The sequence below is a fragment of the Enterobacter sp. UCD-UG_FMILLET genome, from assembly GCF_000762975.1.
Classification (GTDB): domain Bacteria; phylum Pseudomonadota; class Gammaproteobacteria; order Enterobacterales; family Enterobacteriaceae; genus Enterobacter; species Enterobacter dykesii.
Map to the genome: position 1 here is coordinate 1 of NZ_JRJC01000024.1, position 22,922 is coordinate 22,922.

At 58.2% G+C, this 22,922-nt stretch carries 24 protein-coding genes and 3 pseudogenes; 19 read left to right on the top strand and 8 right to left on the bottom strand.

From position 1 onward, the window contains the following. Positions 1-192 (top strand): annotated as a pseudogene (locus LA04_RS11710) (IS481 family transposase); the annotation flags it as partial. A gap of 83 nt (positions 193-275) precedes the next feature. Here the strand turns inward: LA04_RS11710 and LA04_RS11715 are convergent. Continuing rightward, positions 276-1,080 (bottom strand): annotated as a pseudogene (locus LA04_RS11715) (DeoR family transcriptional regulator). A gap of 251 nt (positions 1,081-1,331) precedes the next feature. On the opposite strand from LA04_RS11715, the gene kbaZ reads away from it, so the two are divergent. The 9 genes from kbaZ (at position 1,332) to LA04_RS11760 (ending at position 10,548) form a co-directional block, all read left to right on the top strand. Continuing rightward, positions 1,332-2,627, top strand: a complete 1,296-nt coding sequence (gene kbaZ / locus LA04_RS11720; protein WP_047651688.1) for a tagatose-bisphosphate aldolase subunit KbaZ — start codon at positions 1,332-1,334, stop codon at positions 2,625-2,627. A 20-nt stretch (positions 2,628-2,647) separates the two neighbouring features. Further along, positions 2,648-3,121, top strand: a complete 474-nt coding sequence (gene agaV, locus LA04_RS11725; protein ID WP_047651690.1) for a PTS N-acetylgalactosamine transporter subunit IIB — start codon at positions 2,648-2,650, stop codon at positions 3,119-3,121. Positions 3,122-3,131: 10 nt separating this feature from the next. Continuing rightward, positions 3,132-3,911 carry a PTS N-acetylgalactosamine transporter subunit IIC gene (gene agaW, locus LA04_RS11730; RefSeq protein ID WP_024906387.1) on the top strand — a complete coding sequence of 260 codons (780 nt, stop codon included), beginning with the start codon at positions 3,132-3,134 and terminating at the stop codon, positions 3,909-3,911. After that, on the top strand, positions 3,901-4,779 hold the full coding sequence (gene agaE / locus LA04_RS11735; protein ID WP_047651692.1) for a PTS N-acetylgalactosamine transporter subunit IID: 879 nt from the start codon (positions 3,901-3,903) through the stop codon (positions 4,777-4,779). The genes agaW and agaE overlap by 11 nt, the downstream gene beginning before the upstream one ends. 16 nt (positions 4,780-4,795) lie before the next feature. Then, positions 4,796-5,230 carry a PTS galactosamine/N-acetylgalactosamine transporter subunit IIA gene (gene agaF, locus LA04_RS11740; protein WP_047651694.1) on the top strand — a complete coding sequence of 145 codons (435 nt, stop codon included), beginning with the start codon at positions 4,796-4,798 and terminating at the stop codon, positions 5,228-5,230. Continuing rightward, positions 5,227-6,360, top strand: a complete 1,134-nt coding sequence (nagA, locus tag LA04_RS11745) for an N-acetylglucosamine-6-phosphate deacetylase (protein ID WP_047651695.1) — start codon at positions 5,227-5,229, stop codon at positions 6,358-6,360. The genes agaF and nagA overlap by 4 nt, the downstream gene beginning before the upstream one ends. 245 nt (positions 6,361-6,605) lie before the next feature. After that, on the top strand, positions 6,606-7,754 hold the full coding sequence (locus LA04_RS11750; RefSeq protein WP_047651696.1) for an AgaS family sugar isomerase: 1,149 nt from the start codon (positions 6,606-6,608) through the stop codon (positions 7,752-7,754). 12 nt (positions 7,755-7,766) lie between these two features. Continuing rightward, positions 7,767-8,639, top strand: coding sequence for a tagatose-bisphosphate aldolase subunit KbaY (kbaY, locus tag LA04_RS11755; RefSeq protein ID WP_047651697.1), 873 nt, complete (start codon positions 7,767-7,769; stop codon positions 8,637-8,639). A gap of 19 nt (positions 8,640-8,658) precedes the next feature. Continuing rightward, positions 8,659-10,548 (top strand): enterotoxin, encoded by a 1,890-nt coding sequence (locus LA04_RS11760; RefSeq protein ID WP_047651698.1) that lies wholly within the window; start codon positions 8,659-8,661, stop codon positions 10,546-10,548. 67 nt (positions 10,549-10,615) lie between these two features. Here LA04_RS11760 and rsmI read toward each other — a convergent pair whose 3' ends face one another. Next, complete coding sequence (rsmI, locus tag LA04_RS11765) at positions 10,616-11,479, bottom strand: 16S rRNA (cytidine(1402)-2'-O)-methyltransferase (protein ID WP_047651699.1); 864 nt, start codon at positions 11,477-11,479, stop codon at positions 10,616-10,618. Between the two features lie 62 nt (positions 11,480-11,541). Here rsmI and LA04_RS11770 point away from each other — a divergent pair, with 62 nt between their 5' ends. From LA04_RS11770 to dolP, 4 genes are read left to right on the top strand one after another with little or no spacing between them, the layout of a single operon-like run. Next, positions 11,542-13,719, top strand: coding sequence for a penicillin-binding protein activator (locus tag LA04_RS11770; RefSeq protein ID WP_047651700.1), 2,178 nt, complete (start codon positions 11,542-11,544; stop codon positions 13,717-13,719). After that, positions 13,677-14,072 (top strand): YraN family protein, encoded by a 396-nt coding sequence (locus LA04_RS11775; RefSeq protein WP_028014533.1) that lies wholly within the window; start codon positions 13,677-13,679, stop codon positions 14,070-14,072. Before LA04_RS11770 ends, LA04_RS11775 begins: the two co-directional genes overlap by 43 nt. Positions 14,073-14,093: 21 nt before the next feature. Beyond that, entirely contained in the window at positions 14,094-14,684 is a 591-nt protein-coding gene (gene diaA / locus LA04_RS11780) for a DnaA initiator-associating protein DiaA (RefSeq protein ID WP_003861754.1), read from the top strand. A gap of 9 nt (positions 14,685-14,693) precedes the next feature. Then, positions 14,694-15,269 (top strand): division/outer membrane stress-associated lipid-binding lipoprotein, encoded by a 576-nt coding sequence (gene dolP / locus LA04_RS11785; RefSeq protein ID WP_023616279.1) that lies wholly within the window; start codon positions 14,694-14,696, stop codon positions 15,267-15,269. Between the two features lie 67 nt (positions 15,270-15,336). Here the strand turns inward: dolP and LA04_RS11790 are convergent, their stop codons facing one another. Then, positions 15,337-16,374 carry a permease gene (locus LA04_RS11790; protein ID WP_047651701.1) on the bottom strand — a complete coding sequence of 346 codons (1,038 nt, stop codon included), beginning with the start codon at positions 16,372-16,374 and terminating at the stop codon, positions 15,337-15,339. A 40-nt stretch (positions 16,375-16,414) separates the two neighbouring features. Beyond that, positions 16,415-17,059, bottom strand: coding sequence for an NAD(P)H-binding protein (locus LA04_RS11795; protein ID WP_047651703.1), 645 nt, complete (start codon positions 17,057-17,059; stop codon positions 16,415-16,417). Positions 17,060-17,187: 128 nt separating this feature from the next. Here LA04_RS11795 and LA04_RS11800 point away from each other — a divergent pair, with 128 nt between their 5' ends. Next, entirely contained in the window at positions 17,188-17,706 is a 519-nt protein-coding gene (locus LA04_RS11800; RefSeq protein ID WP_023333577.1) for a type 1 glutamine amidotransferase domain-containing protein, read from the top strand. Here the strand turns inward: LA04_RS11800 and LA04_RS11805 are convergent. Next, a complete protein-coding gene (locus tag LA04_RS11805) occupies positions 17,686-18,120 on the bottom strand; it encodes a YhbP family protein (protein ID WP_047651704.1) in 435 nt (144 codons plus the stop codon). The two genes, LA04_RS11800 and LA04_RS11805, sit on opposite strands and share 21 nt — an antisense overlap. Before the next feature lie 14 nt (positions 18,121-18,134). Here LA04_RS11805 and LA04_RS11810 point away from each other — a divergent pair, with 14 nt between their 5' ends. Next, positions 18,135-18,464 (top strand): GIY-YIG nuclease family protein, encoded by a 330-nt coding sequence (locus LA04_RS11810; protein WP_023309323.1) that lies wholly within the window; start codon positions 18,135-18,137, stop codon positions 18,462-18,464. Here LA04_RS11810 and LA04_RS11815 read toward each other — a convergent pair. Beyond that, a complete protein-coding gene (locus LA04_RS11815; RefSeq protein WP_047651706.1) occupies positions 18,451-18,954 on the bottom strand; it encodes a GNAT family N-acetyltransferase in 504 nt (167 codons plus the stop codon). The genes LA04_RS11810 and LA04_RS11815 overlap by 14 nt on opposite strands. After that, complete coding sequence (gene ubiT, locus LA04_RS11820; RefSeq protein WP_029739636.1) at positions 18,948-19,472, bottom strand: ubiquinone anaerobic biosynthesis accessory factor UbiT; 525 nt, start codon at positions 19,470-19,472, stop codon at positions 18,948-18,950. The genes LA04_RS11815 and ubiT overlap by 7 nt, the downstream gene beginning before the upstream one ends. 211 nt (positions 19,473-19,683) lie before the next feature. Between ubiT and ubiU the strand changes: the two genes are divergently transcribed. From ubiU to LA04_RS11835, 3 genes are all read left to right on the top strand, one after another. Beyond that, positions 19,684-20,679 carry a ubiquinone anaerobic biosynthesis protein UbiU gene (gene ubiU, locus LA04_RS11825; protein ID WP_023309326.1) on the top strand — a complete coding sequence of 332 codons (996 nt, stop codon included), beginning with the start codon at positions 19,684-19,686 and terminating at the stop codon, positions 20,677-20,679. Positions 20,680-20,686: 7 nt separating this feature from the next. Beyond that, entirely contained in the window at positions 20,687-21,565 is an 879-nt protein-coding gene (locus LA04_RS11830; RefSeq protein ID WP_047651707.1) for a U32 family peptidase, read from the top strand. A 77-nt stretch (positions 21,566-21,642) separates the two neighbouring features. After that, the gene (locus LA04_RS11835; protein ID WP_047651708.1) at positions 21,643-22,650 is read left to right on the top strand and encodes a luciferase-like monooxygenase; all 1,008 of its coding nucleotides are present in this window, start codon (positions 21,643-21,645) and stop codon (positions 22,648-22,650) included. An 81-nt stretch (positions 22,651-22,731) separates the two neighbouring features. Here the strand turns inward: LA04_RS11835 and LA04_RS11840 are convergent. Beyond that, positions 22,732-22,922: pseudogene (locus tag LA04_RS11840) on the bottom strand (IS481 family transposase); the annotation flags it as partial.

The window sequence follows — 22,922 nt, forward strand, 5'->3', positions numbered from 1 at the left end:
AGGAAAGTGGATATCAGCGGAAAGCTGAGCGTGAAAGGGGTAAGCCTGAGCGCAGGCAAGGCGTTCAGGGGAGAACGGGTCGGGCTGAAGGAAATGCAGGAAGACGGCAGCTATGAGGTGTGGTGGTACAGCACGAAAGTGGGGGTGATCGACCTGAAGAAAAAGTCGATCACCATGGGTAAAGGATGTTAAAAAGTGTTCACCATGTCCCCGAACACCTGTCTACCATGTCCCCGGACTGTACACCCTCTCCCATAGGGGAGAGGGTAAAAAACTTAAACCAGCACCACCTCAATCCCGCTTTTTCGAAGCCCATCCAGGCTCTCCGCCGGAATGCCTTCATCGACAATAATCATATCAATCCTTTGCGTATCAATGATTTTATGCAGGCTTGAGCGGTTAAATTTGCTGGAGTCCGTGACAACGATAATACGCTCCGCCACCTCGCACATTTTGCGGTTCAGACGGGCTTCGTCTTCGTTATGCGTACTCACGCCGCGGTCGAGATCGATGGCATCGACGCCGAGGAACAGCAGGTCAAAATGGTAATTCTGTAGCGACTGTTCTGCCTGGTCACCGTAGAAGGATTGCGACTGACGGCGCAAGTGCCCGCCGGTCATCAGCAACTCCACGCCTTCCGCTTCCAGCAACGCATTCGCCACGTTCATCCCGTTGGTCATCGCAATCACGTCCGTGTGCTGGCGCAGCATGCGAGCGATTTCAAACGTCGTGGTGCCGGAGTCCAGAATAATACGGTGCCCGGGTTTGACCAGCGCGGCAGCGGCCTGCGCGATACTGCGCTTCACCGCCGTATTCAGCGAGCTTTTATCCTCCACGGAAGGCTCAGCGCCCGGCGCATTGCCCTCGCAAATCAATGCCCCGCCGTAGGCGCGAACGGCGATGCCCTGCTTCTCCAGGAACGCCAGATCGTTGCGGATCGTCACCGTCGATACGCCGTACAGATGAAGACAGATCGTTAACCTGCACGCTTCCCTGCGCCCGCAACCGCTGAATGATCTGCTCTCGCCTTTCACTGGTGCCGGTGATGCGCTTTTCCGCGGATGAATCGGTGCTGCTCATACGAGATCCTTAATCAATATTCTTTCGTTTCATTTCGTTTTGCCTATTAAGGCCTTTCTTTTTCGGGAATGCAAGTCCCGCCTTACGTACAGACGCAAGCCAACACTGCGCTGAAACCTTTCATTATGTTTCTTTTGTGAAACAGATCGGAAAACTATTATCTTTCGTTTTATTTTTAAATCACCATGATGCAGGATTAAATGAAACAAAACGAAAGACAAGTGTCATTACCATCCGAAATGGAGAGGAAAGTGAAACATCTGACAGAAATGGTGGAACAACATAAACGAGGGAATTCGAACGGGATCTATGCCGTCTGCTCCGCACATCCGCTGGTACTTGAAGCTGCCATTCGTTACGCGCATTCGCATCAGTCGCCGCTGCTGATCGAGGCCACCTCCAACCAGGTGGATCAGTTTGGCGGCTATACCGGCATGACGCCTGCGGATTTTCACGGGTTTGTCTGCCGGCTGGCCGAGTCGCTCGGTTTCCCGACGTCACAGCTGATCCTCGGCGGCGATCACCTGGGTCCTAACCGCTGGCAAAATCTCCCTGCAGAACAGGCGATGGCAAATGCCGACGATCTGATCAAAAGCTATGTTTCCGCCGGATTCAAAAAGATCCACCTCGACTGCAGCATGTCCTGCGAGGACGACCCCGTTCCCCTGACCGATGCGATCGTTGCCGCACGCGCCGCACGCCTGGCGAAGATTGCCGAAGCAACCTGTCGCGAGCAGTTTGGTGAATCCGATCTGGTCTACGTTATCGGTACGGAAGTGCCGGTTCCCGGTGGCGCGCACGAGACGCTCACCGAACTTGCCGTCACCACGCCGGACGCGGCCCGCGCCACGCTTGAAGCGCACCGCCACGCGTTTGAAAAGGAAGGCTTAAGCGACATCTGGCCGCGCATTATTGGCCTGGTGGTCCAGCCTGGCGTGGAGTTCGACCACGCGCACGTCTGCGACTATCAGCCGCAGAAAGCCGTGGCCCTGAGCAAAATGGTTGAAGCCTACGATACGCTGGTGTTTGAAGCGCACTCCACCGACTACCAGACGCCGCAGGCGCTGCGCCAGCTGGTTAACGATCACTTTGCCATTCTGAAAGTTGGCCCCGCCCTGACCTTCGCCCTGCGCGAGGCGCTGTTCTCGCTGGCCGCCATTGAAGAGGAGCTGCTGCCGGCAAAAGCCAGCTCCGGCCTGCGTCACGTGCTGGAAAACGTCATGCTCGACCGCCCGGAATACTGGCAAAGCCATTACCACGGTGACGGCAACGCGCGTCGCCTGGCGCGCGGCTACAGCTACTCTGACCGCGTGCGCTACTACTGGCCGGACAGCCAAATTGACGACGCCTTTGCACGGCTGGTGCGTAACCTGGCAGACGAGCCTGTTCCTCTGCCGCTGATCAGCCAGTACCTGCCGCTGCAGTACGGCAAAGTTCGCGAGGGCGCTCTCAAGTCAACGCCACGGGAACTCATCATCGACCACATTCAGGACATACTCCAGCAGTACCACGCCGCCTGCGAAGGCGTAACGACTCAAAACGCATAATTAAAAAAGAGGAAAACGCTATGCCAAACATTGTTTTATGCCGCATCGACGAACGCCTGATCCACGGTCAGGTGGGCGTGCAGTGGGTGGGGTTTGCGGGGGCAAACCTGGTGCTGGTCGCTAACGATGAGGTCGCTGAGGATCCGGTTCAACAGAACCTGATGGAAATGGTGCTCGCGGAAGGGATCGCCGTGCGCTTCTGGTCGCTGCAAAAGGTCATCGACAACATTCACCGCGCCGCTGACCGCCAGAAAATCCTGCTGGTCTGCAAATCACCCGCCGATTTTCTGAGGCTGGTCGAGGGCGGCGTGCCCATCACCCGTATTAACGTCGGAAACATGCACTACGCCAGTGGCAAACAACAAATTGCCAAAACGGTCTCTGTCGACGCGAACGATATTGACGCGTTCAACGGCCTGAAAGTGGCCGGTGTGGAATGCTTCGTTCAGGGCGTTCCAACAGAAACTGCTTTGGATCTCTTTAAACTGCTATGAGGGATTCACAATGGAAATCAGTCTGTTGCAGGCGCTTGGGTTGGGCATACTCGCCTTTATCGCCGGTCTGGATATGTTTAACGGGTTAACGCACATGCACCGCCCGGTGGTACTCGGGCCGCTGGTCGGCCTGATTCTGGGCGACCTGCATACCGGTATTTTAACCGGCGGTACGTTAGAGCTGGTCTGGATGGGGCTGGCCCCGCTCGCCGGCGCCCAGCCGCCGAACGTCATTATCGGCACCATCGTGGGTACCGCATTTGCCATCAGCACCGGCGTGAAGCCAGAAGTCGCGGTTGGCGTCGCCGTGCCGTTTGCCGTGGCGGTGCAGATGGGGATTACGTTCCTCTTCTCGGTGATGTCCGGCGTCATGTCACGCTGCGATCGCATGGCGGCCAATGCAGATACTCACGGTATTGAACGGGTTAACTATCTTGCGCTGCTGGCGCTCGGCATCTTCTATTTTCTGTGCGCGTTCCTGCCGATCTACTTCGGCGCGGAACATGCGAAAACCGCCATTGACGTTCTGCCAGCACGGTTGATTGACGGTCTCGGCGTCGCGGGCGGCATCATGCCCGCCATCGGCTTTGCCGTGCTGCTGAAGATCATGATGAAAAACGTCTACATCCCTTACTTCATTATCGGTTTTGTCGCCGCCGCCTGGCTCAAGCTACCGGTGCTGGCGATTGCGGCGGCCGCGCTGGCGATGGCGCTGATCGACCTGATGCGTAAATCACCTGAACCGACGGCTCCCGCGGCCCAGAAAGAGGAATTCGAAGATGGCATCTAACCACACCACCCTGCCGGGCGTGTCTGAAAGCGAAGAGACGCTGCTGACCGGCGTGAATGAAAACGTCTACGAAGACCAGAACATCGGTGCCGAGTTGACGAAAAAGGATATTAACCGCGTGGCCTGGCGTTCCATGCTGCTGCAGGCCTCGTTTAACTACGAACGTATGCAGGCCTCCGGCTGGCTGTACGGGCTGCTGCCCGCGCTGAAAAAGATCCACACCAATAAGCGGGACCTGGCGCGGGCGATGAAAGGCCATATGGGCTTCTTTAACACCCACCCGTTTCTGGTGACCTTTGTTATCGGCATCATTCTGGCGATGGAGCGATCCAAGCAGGATGTGAACAGCATCCAGAGCACCAAAATTGCCGTCGGCGCGCCGCTCGGCGGTATTGGCGACGCCATGTTCTGGCTAACCCTGCTGCCCATCTGCGGCGGTATTGGCGCCAGCCTGGCGCTGCAAGGGTCGATTCTGGGCGCGGTGGTCTTTATCGTACTGTTTAACATGGTGCACCTCGGCCTGCGCTTTGGCCTGGCGCACTACGCTTACCGGATGGGCGTCGCGGCCATTCCGCTGATTAAAGCCAACACCAAAAAGGTCGGCCACGCGGCGTCTATCGTCGGGATGACGGTGATCGGCGCGCTGGTGGCAACCTACGTCCGCCTCAATACCACGCTCGAAATCAAGGCGGGTGATGCGGTCGTCAAACTGCAGGCCGACGTCATCGACAAGCTGATGCCCGCGTTTCTGCCGCTGGTCTACACCCTGACCATGTTCTGGCTGGTGCGCCGCGGCTGGAGCCCGCTGCGGCTGATCGGTATCACCGTGCTGCTGGGCGTTGTCGGTAAATTCTGTCACTTCCTGTAAAAGCAAAGAGGTTGCGATGTTAGGCATTATTTTGACGGGTCACGGCGGTTTTGCCAGCGGGCTTGAGCAGGCGATGAAGCAGATCCTCGGCGAGCAGCCGCAGTTTATCGCCATCGATTTTCCGGAAACCTCCACCACCGCGCGGCTGACCGTTCAGCTTGAGCAGGCGGTGAGCGAACTTGATGCGCAGCACGATATTGTGTTTCTCACTGACCTGCTAGGCGGCACGCCGTTTCGCGTGGCGTCAACGCTCGCGATGCAAAGGCCGGGTAGCGAAGTGATTACCGGCACCAACCTGCAGCTGCTGCTGGAGATGGTGCTGGAGCGCGACGGATTAAGCAGCGAGGCGTTTCGCCTGCAGGCGCTGGAGTGCGGGCACCGCGGCCTGACGAGCCTGGTGGACGAGCTGGGGCGCTGTCGCGAGGAAGCTCCGGCTGAGGAAGGGATATGAGCCAGCTGCTGCGCGCGCGACGGATCCTTACCGAGCAGGGCTGGCTGGACGACCACCAGCTACGCATTGAAAGCGGCGCGGTTGCGGCGATTGAACCCATCCCGGCGGGCGTGACGACGCGCGATGCGGAACTGCTTTGCCCGGCGTATATCGATACGCACGTCCACGGCGGCGCGGGCGTGGACGTCATGGATGATGCGCCTGACGCGCTGGACACTCTGGCAGTGCATAAAGCGCGCGAAGGGGTGGGCGCATTTTTGCCCACCACCGTTACCGCGCCGCTGGAGATTATCCACGCCGCGCTGATGCGTATCGCCCGGCGCACTCAGTCCGGCGGCCCCGGCGCGCAGATCCTGGGCAGTTATCTGGAAGGACCGTTCTTTACGCCGCAGAACAAAGGGGCGCATCCGCCCGAGCTGTTCCGGGAGCTGGATATCGCCGAGCTGAACAGGCTGATTGACGTTTCACAGAGCACGCTACGGGTGGTAGCGCTCGCGCCAGAAAAACCCGGCGCGCTGCAGGCGATCCACCATCTTAAACAGCGCGGTATACGCGTCATGCTGGGCCACAGCGCCGCCACGTACCGGCAAACTCTTGCCGCGCTTGACGCGGGTGCCGACGGGCTGGTGCACTGCTACAACGGCATGACGGGGCTGCACCACAGAGCGCCAGGCATGGTCGGCGCAGGGCTTACGGACAAACGGGCGTGGCTGGAGCTGATTGCCGACGGCCACCACGTGCATCCAGGGGCGATGCGTTTATGCTGCTGCTGCGCGCAGGATCGCGTGGTGCTGATTACCGATGCCATGCAGGCGGCAGGTATGCCGGACGGTCGGTATACCCTGTGCGGTGAAGAGGTCACGATGCAAAACGGCGTGGTTCGAACCGGCTCCGGCGGGCTGGCGGGCAGCACGCTGTCGCTGGATGCCGCGGTCAGGAATATGGTGGAGTATGCGGACGTAACCGCCGAAGAGGCGATCCATATGGCCTCGCTGCACCCTGCCCGGCTGCTGGGCGTTGACGATCAGCTTGGCTCCTTAGCCCCGGGCAAACGCGCCAATATCATTGCGCTGGACGGGGGTTTACACCTCCAGCGGATCTGGATTCAGGGCCAGGCTCTTCCCCTTTAGCCCTTTCATTGTGTCTCCTGTTGGCCTTACGGCACCCGATCGTAAGGCCTTTCTTTTCCTTTCCTTAAATTTTCCCTTTCCTTTCACGATCACACTTTTCGTTTTATTTCTTTTCTCCCATTGAAGTTTCGATTTCTTTTCTATAGATTTTATTTAACTGCTTAATTGAACAAGTGAAACGAAACGAAAGATAGCGACACATTGCCAGCGTCTGATGTGGAATTCACACGACTAAGGACTGAGTTATGCCACAAACCACTCCCGCCGCCACAACCGGCACCTGGACCGAGGAAGAGATCCGCCAGCAGCCTGCCAGCTGGATCCGCTCGCTCAACAACATCGATAACCTGCGTGCTTCGATCGACAGTTTCCTGACGCCGCTGCTGCGCAAGCACGATCTGCGGATCGTCCTGACCGGCGCGGGCACGTCCGCCTTTATCGGCGATATCATTGCGCCATGGCTTTCAAGCCACACCGGGAAAAACTTCACCGCCGTCCCGACAACCGATCTGGTCACGAACCCGATGGACTACTTCAGCCCTGCGCACCCGCTGCTGCTGGTTTCGTTTGCCCGCTCCGGCAACAGCCCGGAAAGCGTCGCGGCCGTTGAGCTGGCAAACCAGTTCGTGCCGGAGTGCTACCATCTGTCGATTACCTGCAACGAGGCGGGGAGCCTGTACCAGAACGCCGTCGACAGCGATAACGCCTTTGCGCTGCTGATGCCTGCCGAAACGCACGATCGCGGGTTCGCGATGACCAGCAGCATCACCACCATGATGGCGAGCTGTCTGGCCGTGTTCGCTGCGGAAACGATCAACAGCCATACCTTCCGCGACGTCGCCGAACGCTGTCAGGCGATCCTCACTACGCTCGGCGATTTCAGCCACGGCGTCTTTGGCAGCGAACCGTGGAAACGGATCGTGTATCTGGGAAGCGGCGGCCTGCAGGGCGCGGCGCGCGAATCGGCGCTAAAGGTGCTGGAGCTGACGGCGGGCAAACTGGCGGCATTTTACGACTCCCCGACGGGCTTCCGTCACGGGCCGAAGTCGCTGGTCGACAACGAAACGCTGGTGGTGGTGTTCATCTCCAGCCATCCGTATACGCGTCAGTACGATCTGGATCTGCTGGCCGAGCTGCGCCGGGATCGCCAGGCCCTGCGCGTCGTCGCCATCGCCGCTGAAAACGATCCGGTCATTGAAGCGGGTCCGCATATTCTCCTGCCGCCTTCACGTCCGTTTATCGATATGGAACAGGCGTTCTGCTTCCTGATGTATGCCCAGGTCTTTGCGCTCACCCAGTCGCTCAGCGTGGGCAATACGCCCGATACGCCATCCGCCAGCGGGACGGTCAACCGCGTGGTGCAGGGCGTTGTTATTCATCCGTGGCAAGCTTAAGAGGATCGGATCATGAGTATTATTTCTACCAAATATCTTCTGCAGGACGCACAGGCAAAAGGCTACGCCGTTCCGGCGTTCAACATCCACAACGCGGAGACGATCCAGGCGATCCTCGAAGCGTGCAGCGAAATGCGATCGCCAGTGATCCTCGCGGGCACGCCGGGCACCTTTAAGCACATTGCGCTGGAAGAGATCTACGCCCTGTGCAGCGCCTACTCCCACACCTACGACATGCCGCTGGCGCTGCACCTCGATCACCACGAATCGCTGGACGATATTCGCCGCAAGGTCAACGCGGGCGTGCGAAGCGCGATGATCGACGGCAGCCACTATCCGTTTGACCAAAACGTGAAGCTGGTGAAGTCGGTGGTCGATTTCTGCCACCTCAACGACTGCAGCGTCGAGGCCGAGCTGGGGCGTCTGGGCGGCGTGGAAGATGACATGAGCGTGGACGCGGAAAGCGCATTTCTCACCGATCCGCAGGAGGCGAAACGCTTCGTCGAACTGACCGGCGTAGACAGTCTTGCCGTCGCCATCGGCACCGCGCACGGCCTGTATACCAAGCGCCCGAAAATCGACTTCCAGCGGCTGGCCGAGATCCGCGAAGTGGTCACCGTGCCGCTGGTGCTGCACGGCGCGAGCGATGTGCCGGATGAGTTTGTGCGCCGCACCATCGAGCTGGGCGTGTGCAAGGTCAACGTGGCCACCGAGCTGAAAATTGCCTTCTCTGACGCGGTTAAAGCCTGGTTTGCCGAAAACCCGCAGGGGAACGATCCGCGCTTCTATATGCGGGTCGGCATGGACGCCATGAAAGAGGTGGTCAGAAGCAAGATCGCCGTTTGCGGATCGGCAAACCGATTGCTGCTTCCGGCAGAAGCCTGATTAAAAGGAGCTTACGCTGATGAAAAAAATCCTCGCACTCTCACTGCTGGCCCTGTGCATTTCCCATAGCGCGGTGGCCGCGAACTACGCGCTCGGTAACGACAATATTGCCCTGTCATTTGATGATGCAAACTCAACGGTAGTGGTTAAGGACACCAGGGCTAATCATCCGCTCACGCCGCAGGAGCTGTTCTTCCTGACGCTTCCGGACGAGACGAAAATCCATACCGCTGATTTTAAAATCAAGCATGTCGAAAAGCAGGACAGCGCGATGGTCATCGACTTCACCCATCCGGACTTTAACGTAACGGTGAAGCTGAACCTGGTGAAGGGGAAATACGCCAGCATCGACTATACCGTTGCCGCAGTCGGCCAGCCGCGAGACGTGGCGAAAATTACCTTCTTCCCGACCAAAAAGCAGGCTCAGGCACCTTACGTAGACGGGGCGATTAACAGCTCGCCGATCGTCGCAGACTCGTTCTTTATTCTGCCGGATAAACCTATCGTTAACACTTACGCCTATGAAGCGACCACCAACCTCAACGTAGAACTGAAAACGCCGATTCAGCCAGAGTCGCCGGTCAGCTTTACCACCTGGTTCGGCACCTTCCCGGAGACCAGCCAGCTGCGCCGCAGCGTAAACCAGTTCATCGATGCCGTCCGCCCGCGTCCGTATAAGCCTTATTTACACTACAACAGCTGGATGGATATCGGCTTCTTTACCCCGTACTCCGAGCAGGACGTGCTGGGGCGGATGGATGAATGGAATAAGGAATTTATCACCGGGCGCGGCGTGGCGCTGGATGCGTTCCTGCTTGACGATGGCTGGGATGATCTGACCGGACGCTGGCTGTTTGGCCCGGCATTCAGCAACGGTTTTGGCAAAGTTCGGGAAAAAGCCGACAGCCTGCACAGCTCGGTTGGGCTATGGCTCTCGCCGTGGGGTGGCTATAACAAACCGCGCGATACTCGCGTCTCGCATGCAAAAGAGTACGGTTTCGAAACGGTAGACGGGAAGCTGGCGCTGTCAGGGCCAAACTATCTTAAAAACTTCAATGAGCAGATCGTTAAGCTAATTAAAAACGAGCACATTACCTCGTTCAAGCTCGACGGGATGGGTAATGCCAATTCGCATATTAAGGGCAGCCCATTCGCCTCGGATTTTGACGCCTCTATCGCTCTGCTGCACAACATGCGCAGCGCCAACCCGAATCTGTTTATTAACCTGACGACCGGTACCAACGCCAGCCCGTCCTGGCTGTTCTACGCTGATTCCATCTGGCGCCAGGGCGATGACATCAACCTGTACGGCCCCGGCACGCCGGTGCAGCAGTGGCTGACCTACCGCGATGCGGAAACGTACCGCTCCATTGTTCGCAAAGGGCCGCTGTTCCCGCTGAACTCGTTGATGTATCACGGGATCGTCAGCGCGGAAAACGCCTATTACGGGCTGGAGAAGGTGCAAACGGACAGTGACTTTGCCGACCAGGTCTGGAGCTACTTCGCTACCGGAACCCAGCTGCAGGAGCTGTATATCACCCCTTCAATGCTGAATAAGGCGAAGTGGGATACCCTGGCGCGGGCCGCGAAATGGTCCCGGGATAACGCCAACGTGCTGGTGGATACGCACTGGATTGGTGGCGATCCGACCGCGCTGCAGGTTTACGGCTGGGCATCATGGAGCAAGGACAAAGCGATTCTCGGCTTGCGTAACCCGTCGGATAAGCCGCGAAGCTACTACCTTGATTTGACGAAAGATTTCGAAATACCGACAGGAAACGCAGCGCAGTTTCGTCTGAAAGCGGTCTACGGCAGTAATTCAACCGTACCGGGGGAGTATAAAAACGCGGTGGTGATTACGCTGCAGCCGCTGGAAACGCTGGTGTTTGAGGCGGTGCCAGTTAGCTAAAAGACGCATAACGATCTGCAGGCCGGGTTAGGCGCAGCCGCCACCCGGCAAAACAGGCGGCAGGGGCTTACTCCCCCTGCTGCTCCAGCGCATGCTTATACAGCGCATTTTTCTTCACGCCGTGAATTTCCGCCGCCAGCGCAGCGGCCTTCTTCAGCGGGAGTTCCGCCTGCAGCAGCGCCAGCGTCCGCAGCGCGTCGGCAGGGATCGCGTCTTCCTGCGCCTTATGCCCTTCGACAATCAGCACCATTTCACCCTTGCGGCGGTTTTCGTCTTCCTTCACCCACGCCAGCAGTTCACCCACTGGGGCACCGTGAATGGTTTCCCAGGTTTTGGTCAACTCGCGCGCCAGCACCACGTAGCGGGCTTCTCCCCACACGGTCACCATATCTTCCATGCTCTCCAGCAGGCGGTGCGTGGATTCGTAGAAAATCAGGGTGCGCGGTTCCGCTTCCAGATCTTTTAACACGTCGCGACGGCCTTTGGATTTGGCAGGCAGGAAGCCTTCATAGCAGAAACGGTCAGACGGCAGACCAGCGGCGCTCAGCGCAGCAATGGCAGCGCACGGTCCCGGCAGCGGCACAACGCGAATACCAGCTTCGCGACAGGTACGCACCAGGTGATAGCCGGGATCGTTTATCAGCGGCGTTCCGGCGTCGGAGACCAGGGCAATGTTCTGCCCCTCTTTCAGCTTCGCCACCAGCGTTTCGGCTTTTTGTTGCTCATTGTGATCGTGCAGAGCAAACAAACGGGCGTTAATCGCGAAATGTTGCAGCAACAAGCCAGTGTGGCGGGTATCTTCAGCAGCTATTAAATCAACAGCTTGCAGTACGGTGAGCGCACGTTGGGTAATATCAGACAAATTCCCGATAGGAGTAGGTACAATATAAAGCTGGCCTTGAGAATTATCTGCCGTTTCGTGTTGTTTCATTGTTTCGTCCGTATTGCCGATTTAATATTGAGCATTGCGTAAAAAAAATCACTGGATACAGTATGGTACCGTTAACGTTTCTTCGAAAAAAAGCCACGCGCAGCGTGCCGCTTCTGCTGGCAGCCCTGATCTTTGCAGGCTGTGGCACCCAGGCACCTGACCAGAGCACCGCCCATCTCCAGGGTTCTGCTCAGGCTGATTCTGGCTTTTATCTGCAACAAATGTCGCAGAGTTCAAATGATACCAAGACCAACTGGCAATTACTCGCCATTCGTGCACTGCTGAAAGAGGGTAAAACCCAGCAGGCAGCAGAACTGTTTAACCAGTTGCCAAAAGATCTTAACGACGCCCAGCGTCGTGAGCAGAGCCTGCTCTCTGCCGAGCTGAAGGTCGCGCTGAAAGATTACGCCGCCGCGAAGAAGATCCTCGGGGATATTGACGTGAGCGCGCTGGATAAAAATCAGCAGGCTCGCTTCTGGCAGGCGGGCATTACCGCGGAACAGGGGCGCCCTTCCCTGACGTTGCTCCGCGCCCTCGTCGCGCAAGAGCCGCTGCTCGGCGGTGCCGATAAGCAGAAAAATATCGATGCCACCTGGCAAGCGCTTGCCTCTATGACCCAGGAACAGGCGCAGGCGCTGGTCATCAACGCCGATGAAAACGTCCTGCAGGGCTGGCTGGATCTGCAGCAGATGTGGTTTAACAACCGCAGCGATCCAAAGATGCTGAAAGCCGGTATTACGGACTGGCAGACGCGCTACCCGCAAAACCCGGGTGCGAAAATGCTGCCAACCCAGCTGGTGAACGTCCAGAACTTTAAGCCAGCGTCCACCAGCAAAATCGCCCTGCTTCTGCCGCTCAACGGCCAGGCGGCGGTGTTTGGCCGTACCATTCAGCAGGGCTTTGAAGCCGCGAAAAATGGTACCACCTCGGTAACCGGCAGCGCGGTTCCCGCGCAGGCGACTCAGGCGGCTAACGTGAATGATGTTGTCAGCCCGTCCGCAGCGGAGACCAGCGATCTGACCACGGCGCAAGCGCCGGCGCAGGGTACGATGCAAAACCCGGTGACGGCCCCGACGACGCCTCCGGCTACAGCAGCACCGGCTGCAGCAGCTCCTGCTACTACAGCACCTGCAACTCAGGCACCGGCCGAGACGCAAGCGGCGCCAGCGCCTGACGCAACGGCAGAACAGGCTCAACAGCAGACTGCACAACCCGCGGCCCAACCTGCCGCGCAGCCGCAGACCGTGGCAACCACCAGCGCCAACCCGGGCGCTGAGGTGAAAATCTACGACACCAGCTCGCAGCCGCTTGACCAGGTTCTGGCGCAGGTTCAACAGGACGGGGCGAGCATCGTTGTCGGTCCGCTGCTGAAAAACAACGTTGAAGAGCTGATGAAGAGCAATACCACGCTGAACGTGCTGGCGCTCAACCAGCCTGAGCAGGTTCAGAACCGGGCCAATATTTGCTACTTCGCGCTTTCCCCTGAAGATGAAGCCCGCGATGCGGCGCGTCATATTCACGAGCAGGGTAAACAGGCTCCGCTGCTGCTCATCCCACGCAGCGCGCTGGGCGATCGCGTGGCCAATGCCTTTGCCGATGAGTGGCAAAAGCTGGGCGGCGGCGTGGTGCTGCAGCAGAAATTCGGTTCCGTCTCTGAACTGCGCGCGGGCGTAAACGGTGGAGCGGGTATCGCGCTCAACGGCAGTCCTGTCACCGCGAGCCTGCCGCAGCAGCAGAGCGTGACGATTGGCGGCCTGACGATCCCTGCCCCACCAACCGACGCGCAGATTAGCGGTGGCGGCAAAGTGGATGCGGCCTATATCGTTGCCACGCCGCAGGAGATCGCCTTTATCAAACCGATGATCGCGATGCGTAACGGCAGCCAGAGCGGCGCAACGCTCTACGCCAGCTCACGCAGCGCGCAGGGCACCGCTGGCCCGGATTTCCGCCTGGAAATGGACGGTCTGCAGTACAGCGAAATCCCGATGCTGGCAGGCAGCAACCCGGCGCTGATGCAGCAGGCGCTGAGTACCGTACGTAACGATTATTCGCTGGCGCGTCTGTATGCGATGGGTGTCGATGCATGGGCGCTGGCGAACCACTTTACCCAGATGCGGCAGGTGCCGGGCTTTGAGCTTAACGGCAATACCGGCGATCTGACCGCGACTCAGGACTGCGTGATCAACAGGAAGTTATCATGGCTCAAATACCAGCAGGGGCAAATCGTCCCGGCCAGTTAAGCCGTAAAGAGACCGGCGATGCGTGGGAGTTAAAGGCGCGTCGCTGGCTTGAAGGCAAAGGACTGCGCTTTATCGCCGCTAACGTCCGCGGGCGCGGCGGCGAAATTGATCTGATCATGAAAGACGGTCAGGTCATCGTATTTGTAGAAGTCCGCTTTCGACAGTCCTCCCGTTTTGGCGGTGCTGCCGCCAGCGTGACGCTCGCCAAACAACATAAATTATTACAGACTGCCCACTTGTGGCTTGCCCGCCATAATGGGAGCTTTGATACTGTGGATTGCCGGTTCGATGTGATAGCCTTCACCGGAAATGAGATCGAATGGCTTAAAAACGCTTTTGGCGAAGACGCATAATTAAGATTTAAAAGGGATAACGTGCTCGAAAGAATTAAAGTGTGCTTCACAGAAAGCATCCAGACTCAGATTGCCGCGGCGGAAGCCCTTCCGGATGCTATCTCGCGTGCCGCAATGACGCTGGTGCAATCCCTGCTTAATGGCAACAAAATCCTCTGTTGTGGCAACGGCACGTCTGCCGCCAACGCACAGCATTTTGCTGCCAGCATGATCAATCGCTTTGAAACAGAACGCCCGAGTTTACCCGCCATTGCACTTAATACCGATAATGTGGTCTTAACGGCGATTGCTAACGATCGTCTGCATGACGAAATTTACGCAAAGCAGGTGCGAGCCCTGGGTCACGCCGGAGATGTGCTGCTGGCCATCTCCACGCGCGGCAATAGCCGGGACATTGTCAAAGCCGTTGAAGCCGCCGTCACCCGCGACATGACCATCGTGGCCTTAACCGGCTATGACGGGGGTGAGCTGGCGGGTCTGCTTGGGCCGCAGGATGTGGAAATCCGCATTCCTTCTCACCGGAGCGCGCGTATTCAGGAGATGCATATGCTCACGGTGAACTGCTTATGTGATTTGATCGATAACACGCTTTTCCCTCACCAGGATGATTAAGGAGTTCTTATGAAGGCTTTATCGACCCTCGCAGTCCTTATGTCTGCGTTACTGCTTCAGGGATGTATCGCTGCGGCCGTTGTGGGCACCGCTGCAGTGGGCACCAAAGCAGCGACCGATCCGCGCTCTGTTGGGACGCAGGTAGATGACGGTACGCTGGAGCTGCGCGTCAACAGTGCGCTGTCGAAAGACGAACAAATCAAGAAAGAGGCGCGTATCAACGTGACGGCTTATCAGGGCAAAGTGCTGCTGGCAGGCCAGGCGCCGAATATGGAGCTCGCCTCGCGTGCGAAACAGATTGCGATGGGCGTCGAAGGGACCACAGAGGTGTTTAACGAAGTGCGCCAGGGCAAGCCAATTGGCCTGGGTGACGCCTCTTCTGATACCTGGATCACCACCAAAGTGCGTTCCCAGCTGCTGGGCTCGGACCAGGTGAAATCATCCAACGTGAAAGTGACGACTGAAAACGGCGAAGTGTTCCTGCTGGGTCTGGTGACCGAACGTGAAGGGAAAGCGGCGGCCGATATCGCCAGCCGGGTGAGCGGCGTGAAGCACGTCACCACCGCGTTTACTTACATCAAATAAAAAAAATCCCCTCGCTTGAGGGGATTTTTTTGTAGGCCCGGTAAGCGCTAGCGCCACCGGGCTTTTTTTACATCAACGCAATACTGCCCACCATCACCCCGCTCAACGCCACCAGCCCTGCGGTCAGCCACAGCGCTTTGGCCGGGAACGACTTACGCAGCATGATAAGCGACGGCAGGCTGATCGCCGGCAGCGTAATCAGCAGCGCCAGCGCCGGCGCGGTCCCCATACCGGCCAGCATCATGGTCTGAACAATCGGGATCTCCGCCGCCGTTGGGATCACAAACAGGCAGCCCGCAACGGCCATCGCAATGACCCACATCAGCGTGTTGTCGATAGCGCCATCCGCATGCGGGAAGAGCCAGACGCGCGCCGCCCCCAGAACCAGTACCGCCAGAATATAGACCGGGATGGTGCTCCAGAAAAGCTGCCAGAGCGCCCTGCCCCAGCGCGCAAAGAAGCCACCCTGCGGCTCGCTGACGTCCAGCTCAACGGCTGCGGGTTCTGCGGCAGTATCCTTCACCAGTTTTTGCACCAGCGTCGCCACCACCAGCACGGTCAGCAGCCCGGCGACCAGACGGATGAACGCAAAATGCCAGCCCAGCACAAAGCCCATAAACACCAGCGTTGCCGGGTTGAGCAGCGGGTTGCCCATCCAGAACGCCAGTGCGCCGCCCATCGACACGCGCTGGCGGCGCATCCCTGCGGCCACGGGCGCGGCGCAGCAGGAACACATCATGCCCGGCAGGGAGAAAATCGTCCCCAACAGCGTGCCCTGAAAGCGCGGCTGCCCGAGGGTTTTCACCAGCCAGTTACGGGGGATAAGCACCTGAATTAGTGACCCAAGGATCACACCTAAGACGGCGGCCTTCCAGACGGCAAGGAAGTAGACCATGGCGTAATCCCATGCCGCCTGCAGCGGGCTGGATTCAGCCTGTGCGAGAATAGATTTTCCGATGCTGTGCGTTTCGGCGGCGGTGAAGGCTTTGCCGTAGTACGGCTGCCATTTCACGTACCAGAGGCCAACAATGACCACGAGAAAGAAGAGTGCGGGCTTCCACCATTGAACAGGTGTTGCCGCCTGAGATGAAGACTGACCAGTCATAGCATTCCCCGGAGAATATTAGGTTATTAGCCGGGGGAGTTTACGCCTCGCCCTGCGCGATTTCACGCAGTTTTGCCGAAGGGATAATGTTTACGCCCGCTTTCGACGGGGCCAGCCCCTCTTTTAACATCGCGCGCGCGACGTCCCGCGCCTCGATGGCTTTCCAGTTGCCGGGAAGGACCCGAAACAGCGGGGCCAGGATCGACTCGTTAAAGCGGCGTTCGTCCCGGTGGCCGATCAGCATCGAAGGGCGCACAATCGTCAGCTGCTCCCATTTCTGCGCAATCAGTGCCTCCTCCATCTTGCCCTTCACCTTGTTGTAGAAGAACGGCGATCCGGCACTGGCGCCCAGCGCGCTGACCACCAGAAAATGTTTGGCCCCCAGCTTTTTCGCCGTGAGCGCGGAGTCCACCACCAGGGTATAGTCGGCGTGGATAAAGGCCTCCTTGCTGCCTGCCTCCCGCCGCGTGGTGCCCAGACAGCAAAAGGCGATATCAATTGGGTCCTGCACCTGCGCCAGCGCGTCCGTCAGCTGAGGATCGTGCGGATTAAAGACGCCGGAAATGTCCGCCAGCGGTCGACGGGTCGGAGCGGCGATGTAGTTCACGCGGCGATCCTGAATCAGCAGCCGCAGCAGATGATCGCCCACTAAGCCGGTAGCACCTGTAATCAATACCTGACTCATCTTTTCCCCTTTACAGAATTGTCCGTTTGCGAACTCAGCGTCGTCGACCACACTTAGAAGTCTGTTACAGGTAAGTATTTACCACAAGCGGAGAAAAATCAGTCTGAAGCCAAAACAACGGAGGAAGCATGGGCAAGAAAATCGCAGTCTTGATTACCGACGAGTTTGAAGATTCAGAATTCACCTCTCCAGCAGAGGCGTTCCGCAAGGCGGGACATGAGGTCATCACCATTGAGAAAGAGGCGGGTAAAACGGTGACAGGCCATAAGGGCGAGGCGACCGTGACCATCGATGAGACCATCGATAACGTTAGCCCCTCAGATTTCGACGCCCTGCTGTTACCCGGCGGCCATTCCCCGGATTCCCTGCGCGGGGACGAGCGCTTCGTGACCTTCACCCGGGACTTTGTCTCGACCGGCAAACCGGTGTTTGCCATCTGCCACGGCCCGCAACTGCTCATCAGCGCAGAAGTGGTCCGCGGGCGTAAGCTTACCGCCGTGAAACCGATCGTTATCGATCTGAAAAATGCGGGGGCCGAGTTTTACGATCAGGAGGTGGTCAACGACAAAGACCAGCTGATCACCAGCCGGACCCCGGACGATCTCCCGGCGTTTAACCGCGAAGCGCTACGCCTGCTCGGCGCGTAACCAGTGCAGCTTTTTGCCAAAGCCCAGGGTGTTGTCGGTAAATTTCAGCTCATCGAGGCGAATTTCCCAGACCGGGGCTTTTAGCGCAGCGGCAACGGGAAAGCGGCGCGTGTAGAGCTTACGGCGCGCGTCGCTCTCTTCACCATCCAGACGACGGATTTCACCTTTAAACTGCACGCCGCGGATTAGCGCGACCGTTTTCGGCTGGCCGTTTACCGTACCTGCCACCTTTGCCTGCTGGCCGGTCATCTGCGCATGACGCGTGTTGTCTTCACTCATGACATAAAACGCCACGCGCTCAGGATCGTAGTAGTAAAACGCGTTTGCGCACCACATCTCACCCTCGTCATAGACGCACCAGGTGACAACATGCTGCTTCGCCAGCCAGCGGTTAATGGCGGCCAGTGTTTCCATTTTCGTTCTCTCTCATGCTATGGTGCGTTCACCTTAACATACTGAATCCGTTTACCGTGTGCTGGTTTCTCTATCTTGTCCGAACCGCTGATAACGCCCTCTACACCGGGATCACCACCGATGTGGCGCGGCGTTTTTTACAACATCAAACGGGGAAAGGGGCAAAAGCGCTGCGGGGGAAAGGGGAACTACAGCTCGCCTTCTCAGCGGCCGTCGGCGACCGATCGCTGGCGCTCAGGCTGGAATACCGCATCAAGCAGCTGACGAAGCGCCAGAAGGAGCGCCTCGTGACCGGAGACGGCTCCTTTGAGGCGCTACGCGAGAGCCTGATTAAAAGCGATTGAAATGGTCGTGGTACTCGACGAGACCATTGACGCCGTTGAGCGCGTCGTCCGCCAGACGATGGAGCTGGAAAGCGGATTCCATCCCCGGCCAGCGGCAGCGCAGATCGTAATGCGCGGCCTGCTCAAAGCCCAATCGACCATAAAACGCCGGATCGCCCAGCGTGACAACGGCGGCATAGCCAAACTCATTGAGCGAATCCAGCCCTTCATAGACCAGCTGACGCGCCAGCCCTTGCCCGCGATAGTTTTCATCTACCGCCAGCGGCGCCATGCCGACCCACTGCAGATCTTCGCCCTGAACGATGACCGGACTGAAGGCAACATAGCCCACCACCTGACCTTCGTCATCGGTGGCAACCAGCCCCAGCGTAATCAGGCCATCCTCGCGAAGGTCGTGGACCAGTTGGGCTTCGGCATCGCTCGCAAAGGCGCGGCGTAACAACGCATCGATCCCCGGCGCATCAATCCCAATTTCGACTCGAATCAGCATGGCTCACCTACTGAAGTGTGTTTACCGTCCGGCGGGGTTTTCAGCCCGGCCTCAACGAAATCTGCCATTTGCATTAACATCACGCGCAGCGCTTTCGGCATCTGCTCCAGCTCAATGGCATCCATTAAATTCTTAACGTACAGGCCCAGCTCCGTGTCGCCTTCAATCACCAGACGGCGCTGGAAGAAGAGCGTATCCGGATCCTGCTTGCGCGCGGCGATCATCAGCAGATCGCTGGCGTTGGCGCTAAAGCTCACATCCGCGTCGGCGGATTCGCGTACGATCAGCTGGTCATTCTCAACGGAGGTAAACCAGCGCAGCCCGATGTCACGCACCTCAATGCTTAACCAGCGGCCTTCCAGGAATTCCAGCTCGCCGTCCTGCAGCGCCTGGCGGAACTGCCAGCTCAGGACCTGCTCCAGCACCTGACGTTTAAGCGCGAACGGCGCCAGCTTGACCGGCACGCTCAGCATTGATGGACCAAATTGTACGAGACGTGAACGCAGTTTATCCAGCACGAGCTTTACTCCCTGATATCTATAGTCCGGCTATTTTGCCATATCCGACGCGCAACATAGCGGCGTAAATCAACAAACCTTCGTCCGCCGTACCTCATTATTGGTGTCATCAATACGCCATTAGCTGCCTTAAATCAAAAATTGTCGCGTATGGGTTAATTAAAATCCCAGCTCGTTAACAATTTTGCGATCGACTACATCAGGATAAATTATGGAGCTGCTCTGCCCTGCCGGAAATCTTCCGGCGCTTAAGGCGGCCATCGAAAATGGGGCCGATGCGGTCTATATCGGGCTGAAAGATGACACCAACGCCCGCCATTTTGCTGGCCTCAACTTTACGGAGAAAAAGCTTCAGGAAGCCGTTAACTTCGTTCACCAGCACCGCCGCAAGCTGCATATCGCCATCAATACCTTTGCTCATCCTGACGGCTACGCCCGCTGGCAGCGCGCGGTGGATATGGCGGCACAGCTGGGTGCCGATGCGCTGATCCTGGCCGACCTCGCCATGCTTGAGTATGCGGCAGAACGCTATCCCCATATTGAGCGCCACGTCTCTGTTCAGGCATCTGCCACCAACGAAGAGGCGGTGCGTTTTTATCATCAACACTTTGACGTGGCCCGCGTGGTGCTGCCGCGCGTGCTCTCTATTCATCAGGTTAAGCAACTCGCGCGCGTCACGCCAGTACCGCTGGAAGTTTTTGCCTTTGGCAGCCTGTGCATCATGGCTGAAGGCCGTTGCTATCTTTCCTCTTATTTAACCGGTGAATCACCGAATACCGTCGGGGCCTGCTCTCCTGCCCGCTTTGTTCGCTGGCAGCAGACCCCTCAGGGGCTGGAATCCCGCCTGAATGAGGTGCTGATCGACCGCTATCAGGACGGTGAAAACGCCGGTTATCCAACCCTGTGTAAAGGCCGCTATCTGGTCGACGGCGAGCGCTACCATGCGCTGGAGGAGCCCACCAGCCTCAACACGCTGGAGCTGCTGCCGGAACTGCTGGCGGCCAATATTGCCTCGGTGAAAATCGAAGGACGCCAGCGCAGCCCGGCCTATGTGAGCCAGGTAGCGAAAGTGTGGCGTCAGGCCATCGACCGCTGCATGGCGGACCCGCAGAACTACGCGCCACAGCAGGCCTGGATGGAAACGCTCGGTTCGATGTCCGAAGGCACGCAAACCACGCTGGGCGCGTATCACCGTAAATGGCAGTGAGAAAATCATGAAATATTCATTAGGACCGGTGCTCTACTACTGGCCAAAAGAGACGCTGGAAGATTTTTACCAACAGGCCGCCACCAGCAGCGCCGATGTGATTTACCTCGGCGAAGCGGTGTGCAGCAAGCGCCGCGCCACCAAAGCGGGCGACTGGCTGGATATGGCGAAAGGCCTGGCCGGAAGCGGCAAGCAGGTGGTGCTCTCCACGCTCGCGCTGGTGCAGGCGTCGTCCGAACTGGGCGAGCTGAAGCGCTACGTTGAAAACGGCGAGTTCCTGCTGGAAGCGAGCGATCTGGGCGTGGTGAACATGTGCGCTGAACGCAGGTTGCCGTTTGTTGCGGGTCATGCCCTGAACTGCTACAACGCCGTGACCCTGCGCCTGCTGCTCAAACAGGGGATGACGCGCTGGTGCATGCCGGTAGAGCTCTCCCGTGACTGGCTGGCTAACCTGCTTAACCAGTGCGACGAGCTGGGCATTCGCAATCAGTTTGAAGTGGAAGTGCTGAGCTACGGGCATCTGCCGCTGGCCTACTCCGCCCGCTGCTTCACCGCGCGCTCGGAAGACCGCCCGAAAGACGAATGCGAAACCTGCTGCATCAAGTACCCGAACGGACGCAGCATGCTGTCGCAGGAGAATCAGCAGGTGTTTGTCCTCAACGGTATTCAGACCATGAGCGGCTATGTCTATAACCTCGGCAACGAGCTGACGTCGATGGACGGGCTGGTGGATATGGTTCGTCTGTCGCCGCTGGATACTGGCGTGTTCGCGATGCTGGACGCCTTCCGCGCCAACGAAAACGGCGCCGCGCCGCTGCCGCTGACGGCAAACAGCGACTGCAACGGCTACTGGAGACGGCTCGCCGGGCTGGAGCTGCAGGCGTAAAAAAGCTCACTTTGTTAACAACGGTTATCATTATTTAATGCAGTATTAAAGATTGACCGTCGACAAAGTGAGCTGTTATGACTGACAAAACCATTCCGTTTTCGGTGCTGGATCTGGCGCCGATCCCACAAGGCTCCTCGGCAAGAGAAGCCTTTTCGCACTCTCTCGATCTCGCTCAGCTGGCCGAAAAGCGTGGCTATCACCGCTACTGGCTGGCCGAACATCACAACATGGTGGGCATTGCCAGCGCCGCCACCTCGGTACTGATTGGCTATCTGGCAGCAAATACCACCACCCTGCATCTGGGCTCCGGTGGCGTGATGCTGCCAAACCACGCCCCGCTGGTGATTGCCGAGCAGTTTGGCACCCTGAATACCCTCTATCCGGGGCGTATTGATTTGGGCCTTGGTCGTGCGCCGGGCAGCGACCAGCCAACGATGCGTGCCCTGCGTCGCCATATGAGCGGCGATATCGACAACTTCCCGCGCGACGTGGCCGAGCTGGTGGACTGGTTCGACGCGCGCGATCCGAACCCGCACGTGCGCCCGGTACCGGGTTACGGTGAGAAGATCCCAGTGTGGCTGTTAGGCTCAAGCCTCTACAGTGCACAGCTCGCCGCACAGCTGGGGCTGCCGTTTGCGTTTGCGTCGCACTTCGCACCGGATATGCTGCATCAGGCGCTGCATCTTTACCGCACGCACTTCAAACCGTCCGATCGTCTGGAGAAGCCGTACGCAATGGTGTGCATCAACATCATTGCCGCCGACAGCAATCGCGACGCGGAATTCCTGTTTACCTCAATGCAGCAGGCGTTTGTGAAGCTGCGTCGCGGTGAGACGGGCCAGCTTCCGCCGCCGGTGGAGAATATGCATCAGCTGTGGTCAGCCTCAGAGCAGTATGGCGTACAGCAGGCGCTGAGCATGTCGCTGGTAGGCGATAAAGCGAAAGTGCGCCACGGGCTGGAGGCGGTGCTGCGCGAAACGCAGGCGGATGAGATTATGGTTAACGGCCAGATTTTCGATCACCAGGCGCGTTTGCATTCGTTTGATTTGGCCATGCAGGTGAAAGAGGAGTTGGTGGGGTAGTTTTTGCTTTTCTCCCTCTCCCTATGGGTGTACAGTCCGGGGACATGGTAGACAGGTGTTCGGGGACATGGTGAACACTTTTTAACATCCTTTACCCATGGTGATCGACTTTTTCTTCAGGTCGATCACCCCCACTTTCGTGCTGTACCACCACACCTCATAGCTGCCGTCTTCCTGCATTTCCTTCAGCCCGACCCGTTCTCCCCTGAACGCCTTGCCTGCGCTCAGGCTTACCCCTTTCACGCTCAGCTTTCCGCTGATATCCACTTTCC

Excerpts from the sequence above, each read along its gene's own strand:
- agaV (WP_047651690.1), top strand. The coding sequence starts at position 2,648 with ATGCCAAACATTGTTTTATGCCGCATCGACGAACGCCTGATCCACGGT.
- agaW (WP_024906387.1), top strand. The coding sequence starts at position 3,132 with ATGGAAATCAGTCTGTTGCAGGCGCTTGGGTTGGGCATACTCGCCTTT.
- agaE (WP_047651692.1), top strand. The coding sequence starts at position 3,901 with ATGGCATCTAACCACACCACCCTGCCGGGCGTGTCTGAAAGCGAAGAG.
- agaF (WP_047651694.1), top strand. The coding sequence starts at position 4,796 with ATGTTAGGCATTATTTTGACGGGTCACGGCGGTTTTGCCAGCGGGCTT.
- nagA (WP_047651695.1), top strand. The coding sequence starts at position 5,227 with ATGAGCCAGCTGCTGCGCGCGCGACGGATCCTTACCGAGCAGGGCTGG.
- LA04_RS11750 (WP_047651696.1), top strand. The coding sequence starts at position 6,606 with ATGCCACAAACCACTCCCGCCGCCACAACCGGCACCTGGACCGAGGAA.
- kbaY (WP_047651697.1), top strand. The coding sequence starts at position 7,767 with ATGAGTATTATTTCTACCAAATATCTTCTGCAGGACGCACAGGCAAAA.
- LA04_RS11760 (WP_047651698.1), top strand. The coding sequence starts at position 8,659 with ATGAAAAAAATCCTCGCACTCTCACTGCTGGCCCTGTGCATTTCCCAT.
- rsmI (WP_047651699.1), bottom strand. The coding sequence starts at position 11,479 with ATGAAACAACACGAAACGGCAGATAATTCTCAAGGCCAGCTTTATATT.
- LA04_RS11770 (WP_047651700.1), top strand. The coding sequence starts at position 11,542 with ATGGTACCGTTAACGTTTCTTCGAAAAAAAGCCACGCGCAGCGTGCCG.
- LA04_RS11775 (WP_028014533.1), top strand. The coding sequence starts at position 13,677 with ATGGCTCAAATACCAGCAGGGGCAAATCGTCCCGGCCAGTTAAGCCGT.
- dolP (WP_023616279.1), top strand. The coding sequence starts at position 14,694 with ATGAAGGCTTTATCGACCCTCGCAGTCCTTATGTCTGCGTTACTGCTT.
- LA04_RS11790 (WP_047651701.1), bottom strand. The coding sequence starts at position 16,374 with ATGACTGGTCAGTCTTCATCTCAGGCGGCAACACCTGTTCAATGGTGG.
- LA04_RS11795 (WP_047651703.1), bottom strand. The coding sequence starts at position 17,059 with ATGAGTCAGGTATTGATTACAGGTGCTACCGGCTTAGTGGGCGATCAT.
- LA04_RS11800 (WP_023333577.1), top strand. The coding sequence starts at position 17,188 with ATGGGCAAGAAAATCGCAGTCTTGATTACCGACGAGTTTGAAGATTCA.
- LA04_RS11805 (WP_047651704.1), bottom strand. The coding sequence starts at position 18,120 with ATGGAAACACTGGCCGCCATTAACCGCTGGCTGGCGAAGCAGCATGTT.
- LA04_RS11810 (WP_023309323.1), top strand. The coding sequence starts at position 18,135 with ATGCTATGGTGCGTTCACCTTAACATACTGAATCCGTTTACCGTGTGC.
- LA04_RS11815 (WP_047651706.1), bottom strand. The coding sequence starts at position 18,954 with ATGCTGATTCGAGTCGAAATTGGGATTGATGCGCCGGGGATCGATGCG.
- ubiU (WP_023309326.1), top strand. The coding sequence starts at position 19,684 with ATGGAGCTGCTCTGCCCTGCCGGAAATCTTCCGGCGCTTAAGGCGGCC.
- LA04_RS11830 (WP_047651707.1), top strand. The coding sequence starts at position 20,687 with ATGAAATATTCATTAGGACCGGTGCTCTACTACTGGCCAAAAGAGACG.
- LA04_RS11835 (WP_047651708.1), top strand. The coding sequence starts at position 21,643 with ATGACTGACAAAACCATTCCGTTTTCGGTGCTGGATCTGGCGCCGATC.